The sequence below is a fragment of the Shewanella piezotolerans WP3 genome (genome assembly GCF_000014885.1).
GTDB lineage: Bacteria > Pseudomonadota > Gammaproteobacteria > Enterobacterales > Shewanellaceae > Shewanella > Shewanella piezotolerans.
Genome location: NC_011566.1, coordinates 3868944 through 3880798, shown reverse-complemented (window position 1 = coordinate 3880798; position 11855 = coordinate 3868944). Strand labels below are relative to the sequence as shown.

At 41.8% G+C, this 11855-nt stretch carries 8 protein-coding genes; 4 read left to right on the top strand and 4 right to left on the bottom strand.

The window, feature by feature from the left end; all coding sequences use genetic code 11:
- Positions 1-9: 9 nt before the first annotated feature.
- Together SWP_RS16330 and SWP_RS16325 are read right to left on the bottom strand one after the other, a co-directional pair.
- Positions 10-1566, bottom strand: a complete 1557-nt coding sequence (locus SWP_RS16330) for a GGDEF domain-containing protein (protein ID WP_020913698.1) — start codon at positions 1564-1566, stop codon at positions 10-12.
- Between the two features lie 151 nt (positions 1567-1717).
- Positions 1718-3886, bottom strand: coding sequence for a tetratricopeptide repeat protein (locus tag SWP_RS16325; protein ID WP_020913697.1), 2169 nt, complete (start codon positions 3884-3886; stop codon positions 1718-1720).
- Positions 3887-4018: 132 nt separating this feature from the next.
- Between SWP_RS16325 and SWP_RS16320 the strand changes: the two genes are divergently transcribed.
- Positions 4019-5824, top strand: coding sequence for a M61 family metallopeptidase (locus tag SWP_RS16320; protein ID WP_020913696.1), 1806 nt, complete (start codon positions 4019-4021; stop codon positions 5822-5824).
- Between the two features lie 59 nt (positions 5825-5883).
- On the opposite strand, the gene SWP_RS16315 is transcribed toward SWP_RS16320, so the two are convergent.
- Positions 5884-6138 carry a YfhL family 4Fe-4S dicluster ferredoxin gene (locus SWP_RS16315; RefSeq protein WP_020913695.1) on the bottom strand — a complete coding sequence of 85 codons (255 nt, stop codon included), beginning with the start codon at positions 6136-6138 and terminating at the stop codon, positions 5884-5886.
- A gap of 492 nt (positions 6139-6630) precedes the next feature.
- Here SWP_RS16315 and SWP_RS16310 point away from each other — a divergent pair, with 492 nt between their 5' ends.
- The 3 genes from SWP_RS16310 (at position 6631) to SWP_RS16300 (ending at position 10059) form a co-directional block, all read left to right on the top strand.
- Entirely contained in the window at positions 6631-8010 is a 1380-nt protein-coding gene (locus SWP_RS16310; RefSeq protein WP_020913694.1) for a metal-dependent hydrolase family protein, read from the top strand.
- A 108-nt stretch (positions 8011-8118) separates the two neighbouring features.
- On the top strand, positions 8119-8805 hold the full coding sequence (locus SWP_RS16305) for a DUF3299 domain-containing protein (protein WP_048908473.1): 687 nt from the start codon (positions 8119-8121) through the stop codon (positions 8803-8805).
- A gap of 39 nt (positions 8806-8844) precedes the next feature.
- A complete protein-coding gene (locus SWP_RS16300) occupies positions 8845-10059 on the top strand; it encodes a carbohydrate porin (RefSeq protein WP_044556008.1) in 1215 nt (404 codons plus the stop codon).
- 124 nt (positions 10060-10183) lie between these two features.
- Here SWP_RS16300 and trhP read toward each other — a convergent pair whose 3' ends face one another.
- Positions 10184-11551 carry a prephenate-dependent tRNA uridine(34) hydroxylase TrhP gene (gene trhP, locus SWP_RS16295; RefSeq protein ID WP_020913691.1) on the bottom strand — a complete coding sequence of 456 codons (1368 nt, stop codon included), beginning with the start codon at positions 11549-11551 and terminating at the stop codon, positions 10184-10186.
- Between the last annotated feature and the right edge of the window lie 304 nt (positions 11552-11855).

Sequence of the window (11855 nt, the reverse complement as noted above, 5' to 3'; positions counted from 1 at the left end):
GGGGAAAGCTTATGAGTCAATGATGACCCTATCTCTGCTTTGATGTTTGGCTTTATACAGCGCTGCGTCAGCTCGTTCAAAGGTTTCTGTAATGAGCTCATTTTCAATAATTTGTGCTGCGCCTATAGATACTGTAACTGTAATTCTCTGATTTTTAAACTTAAAGGGAATACTTTTTACTTTTTCCCTTACTCTATTCAGCAAAGGTTTGATATCACTTTCGCTAACATCTGGTAGCAGAAATACAAATTCTTCCCCCCCAAATCGCGAGACAAATTCAGTTTCTCTTAAAGAGTTTTTAAGAGCCATAGCAATGACTTGCAACGTTTTGTCGCCTGTACTGTGGCCAAAACTATCGTTAATCGATTTAAAGTGATCAATATCCGCGACAGCAACCCATAAAGGCTGTTTAGTGCGTTTATAGTTGCGGTATTCTATTTCCATACGTTCTTGCAAAGCAGCTCGATTTGGCAATTGCGTTAGCGTATCGAGTAAGTTTAGCTTTTGCTGTTCGAATAGACGTTCTTTATAGTTCTCTGTTTCTTTACTCAGTTCGTTAAGCTCGCGGCGCAGTGCATCGACTGATTGCCTTAACTGGATCTGCTCTCTATTTTCTAGCGCTTCTTTCCGGCTTAATGCAGTTCGTAGCGCCAGTAACTGCTCTGTTACTTGGTTTTTCAAGTGATTGATGTCATTGATATCAGTCACAGAACCATCGATATTATCTACTTGGCTATTTATCTCGCCGTTGAGTTTCTTTGCAACTTGAAAACTTTTGACTGAATGGCTGTATGAATCGGTAACGACTTCTCGTACGTTGCTTAGGGCGCCGTTGAGTATGTAAAGGAACTCTTGAGATGCGGTTTTCTCTTTAGCGATATTATCGAGCAGTAGACTGAGAACAACTTGATACGCGCTTAATAGCGTGTCGAGTTCGAATTCATCTGTTAACGATAACTTTATTGAAGAAATCTGCTCTTGTTGCTCTTTTCTAAATTCGATTTCCGACAACATTTGAGCCAGCTCTTGAGCTGATTGGCGATGTTTAGGTAACACTTCAAATTTGTCACCGAGCTTTAGCTGCTCGTTAAGGATCTCATTGTAGAAATATACAATTTTTTCAACTTTAGGAATGTAATCCCAATAGGTATGGAAAGGTTTTACTAGCTCTTTTTTAAAATAAGAGATCTCTTTCTTTAGCTTAATAGGAAGAGAATCAAGTCGCTGGATTTGGCTGATAATACTGGATAAGGAGCCGCGGCTTTCTTCTAGTTGCTGCATTACCCGGCCATATTGTTGCTTCAATATGCCATCGACCTCTTCGAGATCTGCTAGGGATTCATCTATTTGGTTAAAACGACTTAACTTGTGACGCAGTTTGGCGAGCTTGTTGTCCAGCTCAATATTTTGCCCTTTACACGCTATGCTTAATTGCGCGATAAATTGCAAAAGTAGTTGTAGCTTTTCATTGTAGTCTTCACTCATATCATCAAGGGCTTGCCTTGCTGAATACAGTTTTTGCTGTAATACACTTAGCTGAGACGTGCTGGCGACTGCGTCCTTCATTTAATTAGATTTTCCTTTATCAACACGTATAGACTCAATTTACAATTGCTTCATTAACAACTATGGCCGTTGTTTTTGAAGGCTAAATGTATATTTATTTTAACAGTAGTTCCCTGTAACTTAAATGCAAATTGGCTTTACATGAGATTGATTAATCTAACTCTGTGCTCAAGTTGACATTTTTATGACTTTTCCACCTTGGCCAAACAATATCACTCTTATGGCCATTGGTCTCTATTTTGATGATGCCACGTATTATACTTTTCTCAATATTGAGATATAGCGGCGGGACAAATATACCTGATGATGCAAATTTAAGCGGTTTTAATGTTACATAATAGTCTTTATCACTGCCAAGGGTAACTGCGGCCGATAGCATCATCTGCAAAGCGCCAAAATGTTGCTCTGCAGAAAGCTTAAGCGCTGGGTTGGTCAGCAAAGGCAGACTGACCAATCCCATGTGTAAGCTCGTATCGCCATAGTTATCATGTAAGCTATTTCTAACATTGCTTAATAGCGTCTCGGGGTTAACGTTAATATCGAAATTAAGCAGAAAAATTCCAGGGCGAATGAAGTAAATAATGCATCCTAAGTCATTAGACAGGGCGGTTAGCTGCTGTTTATTCATTTTGGTATTACATTCATACCCTTGAGCGAGGTCAGAGTTAAGCTGATCCGTTAACGATATTAAAGCGAGCGTCTTAAAGGTATTGCTATAGTAGCCAAAGTCGCGGATAAAGGCGGCATGGTTAGCTGTTTGGGTTAACGGGTCTAATAGGCTACTTCTCTCCAACTTAACAAATTTTGTTCTTAAGGTTTTCTTAATACGCCATAGATATAGAGATAGCATCGTCATTAAAGATAATGTTAACAAAGTGAGAATAAGGACTAGCTGACTGTTTGATAGCTCATCTTTTGTTTTTTGTAGGTCGCTCTTAGTTTGGCTCTGTTCAAGCTTTATTTTTTGCAGCTGAAATAGTGTTTTTGCCTGATCTTCATCATTTGCTACATGGGTATCTTTGGCTTGCAGAGTCGATATTCTTTTAATATGTTGATAAGCCGTCTTGAAGTCACCCAGTTGTTCTAAAGCCGTAGCGCTATAGTTTAATGCTTCGATATGCTCATCACTCAGTTTCATATTATCGGCTATGTTGGCGGCGGAGTTGGCGTACGTTAAAGCCTGCTCCCATTCTGAGAGGCTGCTATAAACCTGAGCAAGTAATAGATGATTGTAAACTAGGTAATGGTTACTGTTGCGCGATTCAAAGATATCACTGGCACGTAGTAGATGTGATAGCGCGTTTTTAGTGTCTTCTATTTTGTAATAAGCTTCGCCGAGGTTATGAAAGTTCAATGCCTGGGCCATATAATTGCCAAGTTTAGCGTCAATTTGTTGAGCATTTAAGTAGTAGTCAATGGTTTTATACCATTGCCCTTGCTCAGCATAAATCATTGCCATGACAGTCATCGCTGAAGATACATATGTTTCTTTGCCAAGGCGTTGATAAATATCGGACGCGCCAGTAGCGTAAAGTATTGCATCATCCCAGGACTTCAGCTCTCGATAAACCCGTGCAAGTTGCAGTTGTATATGAGCATCCTGGGTCGGATTATCCTTTGCCTTAGTATGTTTAATGGCTTCAGAGTAATGTGATAGCGCCTTTCCAAATCCTTTCTGTTTGTAATAGTACTTTCCAAGTACAGACTCTGCATGAGCACGCATATAGGGATCAGATAGCTCTAGCGCAACATCTCTTGAGCTTATTAGATACTGAAGAGCGGGCTCTTTTTGCCGCAATATCATATGGAGTACACCTAAGTTCTCATAGATGGTGAACAGCAAAACTTGCTCTTTGATATTTCTAGCTGCTGACAACTCATTGGCTGCTTGCTTATATAGCTCAATTGCAGCTTTAAAGTCCTGTTTGTTTTTGCCTGTGTAGCGACCATTTAACATCAGCACGTAACTTCTATCAAAGTCACTTTTAGCTACCAGTTCGAGCTGTTCAATGATTTTCTTAGCTGTTATATATCGCGCATTGTCTTTAGATGATAGATCGAGTGATAACCTAGCTAGCAAGCGTAATTCTTGCTCTACTTCAGCGACAGAAACACCTTTTTGAGCTGCAAACTGACGAAGTTCATTTTCATCGGTAAATTCGGGAATAATAGGCAGGTTTTTATTGACTGATTGGCGTAGTTTATTTGGATATTCTCTAAATTCCCGTTCCGTTGCAACAGCATCTCGGCTTATCGCATAAGCGGATTGGCACAGGGAAAATGATAATATTATGAAAAAGAGGGTGAACAAACTTCGCATGGGAACGTAATTCCTTGCTCTAAGCATCTGCTAAGGAGCTAAATATTTTTGTTATTTTAATTGGTGTAATTAAGCAAAATGTTATACTTTTCGGCTTAATTAAAAAAACAATAATAACAGAAGGAAGCGAGAGTGAAACCAGTAGTCCCCCTAATATTAACTTTTAGCGCATTAATTTCTCCAGCAGCGATTGCAGACGTTGATTACACAATAGATTTACTTAATCCTGAACATCATTTAGCTAAGGTCGAAGTAAGCTTTCCTAAAACATCATCATCTGCGCTAGTGGTAAATCTTCCAGTTTGGCGAACAGGTAAGTACGAAGTGTTGCCTCTGGCCGACTCTGTAAGGCTTTTTAAGGCTAAAGATGCAAGTGGAAGTGAGCTCCCATGGACAAGAACAGCAAGTGGAGAGTGGACAGTTGCGCTTGATAAGCCAACGGCGGTGACGGTTTCTTATCAATTGTACGCCAATAAACTAGGTCAAAGAGTCAACCATATTGATGCATCCCATGCATTTCTTGATGCGAGTGGTACATTTGTTTACAGCCCTGAATTTAGAGGCGAACCTATCAATGTAAGTTTGTCAGTACCTACCCAGTGGAATAGTTACTCTGGTATGGATAAAGGACAAACTGCGCATAGTTTTGCTGCTGCTAATTACGATATTTTGGTTGATTCTCCAATAGAAACTGGGATCAGCGAACATAGAGAATTTAAGGCTGACGGTAAGCAATATGAGTTGGTTATTTGGGGGGAAGGTAATTACGACATCGATAAGATGGTTGAAGATTTGAGCAAACTAAGTGGCCAAGCAGAGGTCATTTGGGACGACTATCCTTTCGAACGATATGTTTACATGGTACATGCAACCAGCGGAGCTCGTGGCGCTACCGAACACTTGAACTCAACCATTATTCAGCGTCCACGCTTCAGCTACCGCGATCGTAAAGATTATCTTGGTTTTATTAAGACGGCTTCCCATGAGTTTATTCATACCTGGAATGTCAAAGCTTACCGTCCACAAGGGTTAGTGCCTTATGACTACCAAGAGGAAGGGATTACACAATTGCTTTGGATAGCGGAAGGCTCTACCAGTTACTTTCAAAGCCAATTGCTGTTGCGTGCAGGTGTCATAACCGCAAAAGAATTTTTTGAAGATTTAGCCAAAAGAGTCGCGCAAAGCGAACAAACGCCAGGGCGAGAGATCCAGTCAATTGCCAGTGCAAGTGCCAACCAATGGGCAAGTACTGGTGGCGATTATGCTGTAAACCACAGCACCAATATTTATTCTGAAGGCTATTTGACATCATTAGCGCTTGATTTTTCATTGCTAAGTGAAACTAAGTTAAAGCATTCATATCGAGACGTTCATCGAGAGCTGTACCAATCGCATCGTATTCCTGCGGGGTATAGCATTGAAGATGTGAAGAGCATCTTGAAAAAAGTGTCTGGAACAAGCTATGAGAAGTGGTGGCAGCAGCATGTTAATTCTCCTATAAGTTTAGATTTTGAGTCTATGCTGAAGCAAGCTGGATTAATTGTAGGCTATGGCGAGGACGCGAAATCAGAGCCTTTTGTTGGGGTGACGCTGGCATCAGATAGTTTGATATTGTCACGCGTATTACGCAACGGGCCAGCATGGAATGCAGGTATCGTGCTTGGCGATGAAATCGTTGCTGTTAATGGCTTAAAAGTGACTGCTGCAGGTTTTGACTCTCGTATCAAAGACTTTAAAGCTGGTGGAGAGATCACCCTGACTTTGTTTAGTAATGACAGACTAAAAGAGGTCAAACTGACACTAGGCGAACAGAAGAGCGGCAAAATGGCGATTAGTAGCGTTGCTAAGCCAAACCGTGCTCAGAAGGCATTCCTTAAAGCCTGGTTAGGAATTGATTGGCCGTTTGATAAGGATGGGAAGTTAACAAGCGTTGACTAACGATAAAAAGGCGCCCTAGGCGCCTTTTTTACTTAAATAACTGGCTGATACTACTGGTATCAAATCGTTTTTCCGGTAATTATTTGGTATTTTACTAACAACTCCTCATCAGATTCTTTGTTGTCTGGGTCGACGGCAATACAATCGATAGGACAAACTGAAATACAAGTTGGTTTGTCGTAATGGCCTTTACATTCAGTGCAAAGTAGCGGTTCAATCTCATAGATCTCTTCGCCCATGGTAATAGCTTCATTTGGACATTCAGGTTCACACATGTCGCAGTTAATGCAGCTATCGTCGATTAATAATGCCATTGCTTGGTAGTGCCTATTTGATGGGGATAAAAAGTGTTGTTAGTACTGCTTGGCCAGTTTTATACCGAGCAGCTGTTAATTATACCACATTGCCTGCACTGTACTATCGCTTCCAATCTTTGCTGAGATTTAAACATCTTTTCTGAGCTTTGAGGCACACAATGTCGCTCCTCTTAAGCCAATATTATCCTCGATAGCAGATTGCTCTTGTGTGAATTTAGGCTCTATTTCACACCAATTCGCTAAATGAACCGCGGTTTACAGCAAAAGCCTTCGTTCGAGTGTATTAAATTACAAATGACTCTACTGTCGTCAAATGGCAAATTGTTAATCTTGCAACATGATAATATTCGTTCTAACTTGTAAGGTGTTAAATAATTGTTATTTTTCGTAACTGGCTACCAATTTGATTCATTTTAATAACGCTTACTTAGTATTGAATATTACGCGAGGTGAAACATTCACTGCGCTCGGACGATTAAGGTGTCAATAATGAAATATCAGTCTCTAAAGCTATCGGCTATTGCTCTATCATGTTCAATCGCCGTTTCTGTTCAGGCAGCTTCTACCGTGTTTATTAACGTAAACGTGTTTGACGGTAAGCAGGATAAGCTCCTTGAAAATTATCAAGTATTAGTGGTGGATAATAAAATTAATCAGATCTCTAATGGAGTTATTTCAGCACCGGGTGCTGCGGTAATTGATGGCAAAGGAATGACCTTAATGCCTGGGCTTATCGAGGGACATGGACATTTGCAGATGAATGGTAACTCTCTGCCTGATATTGAGAATAATCGTAACTGGGAGGAGTTAGCTGCTCGCTCAGCTGCACGTGCACAGTCAGCATTGATGTCCGGATTTACGACATGGCGTGATGCTGGAGGCATGGGAGCTGGACTGAAAAAAACGATCGATAGCGGTGAGTTGATCGGTCCTAGAATCTACCCATCTGGCGCATTCATTGGTCCTACGGGTTCCCACGCTGATTTTCGTAACTTCACGACACCGAACGAATCCTTTTACGGGCGTAACTCTTCCGGCGGGCGCTTAGGGATGAGCTGCACTGCTGACAGCATTGGGGATATCAAAGCATGTGCCAGACAAAACTATATGCAGGGAGCGACACAAATTAAGTTGATGTCTAGTGGTGGTGTTGCCTCCTCATTTGATCCTTGGCAGCTGAACGCGTATTCATTAGAGGAGCTTGAAGCAGCCGTCGAGGTTGCTGATGCTTATGGCTCTTATGCTATGTCTCATGCTTACAGTAAGGTTTCGCTGTTACGTAACTTAGAAGCGGGTGTGAAAACACTAGAGCATGCGTTTATGTTTGATAAGGATGTCTACAAAGCAATGAAGAAAAACGATGCGTACATGACGACTAATATGACCGCATTTTCACCTTATTTGGGGCAAATTGAGGCTATTAACTCGAATCCAGCTTCGGCACGGAAAGCTAAAACTGCTCAAGCAGCGTTTGGTAATTATATTGATAATGTAAACAAGTATCAGCCCAAGCTTGGTTTTCATGTTGACTGTGTTGGGGGAGTAGCGGCTTGTGAGCAACAATCTGATCACTCAATTTATCTGAGTGGGAAATTCCTTGGCAACCACTACACATTGTTATCGATGACATCGGTTAATGGTGAAATCGTTAAACTTTCGGGGGAGGTTCTCGATCCCTACTACGAAGGTAAACTCGGAGTCGTTGAGGAGGGAGCTTATGCCGATCTTCTATTAGTTGATGGTAATCCACTGCAAGATCTTTCAGTTATCGGCGCTAATGAGAAGTGGTTTGATGCGCCTAAGCGTGATGGTATTGAAACAATGAAAGTCATTATGAAAGATGGCGTTATCTACAAAAATACACTGTAGATATTAGGGGCTATTGCTCTTTCGAACAAAAGCAAAGCTCGAAAGAGCAACCGTGCCTAGCTAGAAACCCAAAAGGCAGCCCTTACAGGCTGTCTTGTTATAGGAGTCATGATGAAAAGACTATTGTTATTTTGTGTGTTGAGCGGTTCCGCCGCAGCAGAATATGAATCTTTGGAATGGTCGACATTAGCGCCTGCTATCAATGAACCAAGAGTTATACTGCCTGAAGTTAATGACACTCAAAAGCGCATGCTGGGCTATGTATTACAGCTGCAAAGTAAAACCGACGAGGCATCAATAGCTGATGTGAACAAGATTAAGAGCACACTGAAAAAACAGGGTATTGATGCCGATATTGCTCTGCAAGCAAGAGCAAACTATATGATGCTTGAACAACGAAAAGCCGAATCTCTAAATACGACATTGAATGGACAAAAAGTGCGTTTATCTGGGTTTGTGGTACCGATTAAATTTGCAGGGATTAAAGCTGTTGAATTCTTGTTTTTACCCCATGCTGGTGCGTGTATTCATATGCCTCCGCCTGCGGCTAATCAAGTTATAAAACTGCAATACTCCCAAGGTTTTGAAGTCAATAATGTGCAATACCCTGTTTGGGTCGAAGGCACAATAAAAGCAGATTTGAGAACGGAACGAGTGGAACTGGTCGATGGGGAAATGCCTGTCACTATGGGTTACATGATGGAAGGGGTAAGCATAGAGCACTACTATAGTGCACAAAGTAAACACCAACGACAGGATGCTGACACTTCGCTATCTCATCGTCATCAACACTAAAGTGTGAGGTTACTTATGCTCGGTAGTAAACAGAGATATATGGGGTACCCTTTAATAGTCTTGCTTGCTATTTTAGGGTTTAGGGTCAGCGCAGAGACCAACTTTGGTAGTCCCAACACTGTTGAAAATACGATTAAAGAGAATAAACGCTCGAAACAAAGTTGGCGTGAGCTGTTAGAAAAAGATCACCAGTTTACATTTGGTTTGGATTATCAGGTGTTAGGCTTATCGGCATCTAGCCCTACTCAAGGTGGCGAGGATAAAGCTGCTGGTGGCGTCGTGCGTTTATACGGTGCTTGGGATCTTATAGGACTTGAATCTGTTAATCGTGGTGGGCTCGTTTGGAAAATTGAGCACCGACATGGATATACCGATAGCTCACCAAAAGAGTTTAGCTTTATTGATCCCGGCCTGGGTTATATCGGCATGATAGGGTCTGCCTATAGTGATCAGGGGGGAAGATTAACGAACCTCTACTGGAAACAAAAGTTTAACGAAGGAAATACCGCGATTATTGCGGGATATTTGGACACATCTGACTATGTTGATACCTATGCTTTAGCTAGTCCGTGGACAGGGTTTACCAACTTGGCTTTTAGCACCGGTGCAGGTGCAATAGGGTTACCCGATGACGGTGTATTAGGTGTCGCTGTTGGTCATATGTTGAATGAAAGCCTTTATATTATTGCGGGAGTTGCCGATGCTAAAGGAAGATCGGATAAGCCTAGTGATGGTTTTAACACACTTTTTAATGATCACAAGTTTTTTAGTAGTTTTGAACTAGGCTGGACAGCTTCACAAGATCAAATCTATACCGACAATGTTCATATGACGGTATGGCATATTGATGGGGAGACACAGCATAACTTAACGCAAACCGAAGACGCCCATGGGATAAATTTTTCTGCGAGCTTCTTTGCTACACCTAGATTTATGCCCTTTATTCGCGCTGGGTTCTCAGAAGGGGACGTCGCTCTATATGATAAATCGCTCACTATAGGACTAGGTTATTTCGGATTGCTTTCGGAGAACAATAATTTGGGTTTTGCGATTAACTTTAGCGAAGTGAATGACAACTTAGCGAAGGCATATGGCGCGGCAGATAAGAAGCAGTTTACCTCTGAATTGTATTACAACATGACTATTGGTGAGTTTATTCAGCTTACTCCAAATATTCAGTATATAGATAATCCTGCAATTTCAACCGAAGAAAACACTTGGGTTCTGGGCTTAAGAGCTCGATTTTTTCTATAATAAAAAGCTCGTCTTAGACATTCAGCCATTAAAAAGGTCCCTGATATGGGACCTTTTACACGCTGTGATAAAAACTGCGTAATTAATATATCAGGCTAAAGCTAGCGCCTTGTTTATAAGTTTATTAAGCAGTAGGTTGATGTGGATTACGGGTATCTTGCCCCTGTGGCAGGTTACGCAGTAATACCGCTTTATCCAGTTCAACACCCTCTGGTACGTCTAAGAAGACAAAGTGTCCTGAACCTAGACCCGCCTCAACGCTCTGTCCTTTACGGTTGATTAGGCTATCAACTTTAATGGTTAAGTTCCCCTGTGGAGTCATCACTTCGACACTATCGCCGACTAGAAACTTGTTCTTTACATCAACCTCTGCAAGGCCTGCTTCGTTACGAACACCTGTAAACTCACCGACAAACTGTTGGGTGTCGCTAATGGAGTAGCCATAATCATAGTTTTGGTACTCATCATGCACGTGACGACGCAAGAATCCTTCGGTGTAACCGCGGTGCGCTAGTCCTTCAAGGTTATGCATTAATGTTCTGTCAAAGTCTTTACCCGATGCTGCATCTTCTATCGCTTGACGATATAGCTGCGCTGTACGCGCAACGTAGTAGAAAGACTTAGTACGTCCTTCAATTTTTAGTGAGTCAACCCCCATTTTTGTAAGGCGGTCAACATGCTGAATAGCACGCAGATCTTTAGAGTTCATGATGTAAGTGCCGTGCTCATCTTCAAATGCTGGCATGTATTCGCCTGGTCTACCGGCTTCTTGTAATAGAACCACTTGGTCTGAAGGCTCGCCAGCACCTAATGTTGGCGTTTCAATTTGCACGTCTGGGTTAACGGCAATAATGTCGCCAGTGTCAGTCTGCTTTGCTTCATGAACATCATATTTCCAACGACAAGCGTTGGTGCAAGTCCCTTGATTTGGATCGCGCTTATTAATATAGCCAGAGAGTAAGCAGCGGCCTGAATACGCCATGCACAATGCACCATGGACAAACACTTCCAGTTCAATGTCTGGGCAGCGTTGACGGATCTCTTCAATTTCATCGAGAGAAAGTTCACGAGATAGAATGACACGCTTAATACCCTGTGACTCCCAAAACTTAACCGAGGCCCAATTGATAGCGTTTGCTTGTACCGATAAATGCACCACTTGATCTGGGAAAGCTTCTCTGACCATCATGATAAGACCTGGATCAGACATAATCAGTGCATCTGGCTGCATAGCCACCACAGGCTCCATATCTTTGATATAGGTTTTTAGTTTAGCGTTATGCGGGGCAATATTACTCACCACATAAAGCTTCTTATCTAAGCTATGCGCCTCTTTAATACCTGCTGCAAGGTTTTCCATTTTGAAGTCGTTATTACGCACGCGAAGACTGTATCTTGGCTGACCTGCATAAACTGCATCAGCGCCATAGGCAAAGGCGTAACGCATATTTTTAAGTGTTCCGGCTGGGGACAGTAGCTCAGGTTTAAACATAATAACTTCTCTGTTAACGGGTAAGGTTTAGGCAAACGGTCGCGCATTTTACTTAATGCAAGGGGACTAATGCAAGGCGCAGGTATGCTTATATTAAGCGTTAATGTCGCCAAACAAGTTGTTTATCTTCAAATCTTGTGACTGCTTCTGCAATTTTCGCTTAATAAATCTTCTTTTTTAGCCGCTATATAATTTAACTGCTTGGGTGTCTATCCATCATACTGAACCCTGCATCTTCAGGTTGCATCGGTATAAGTATTAACCCTGTGCTGGTCTTTTGCACGTTTCTATGCTCAAACAACAT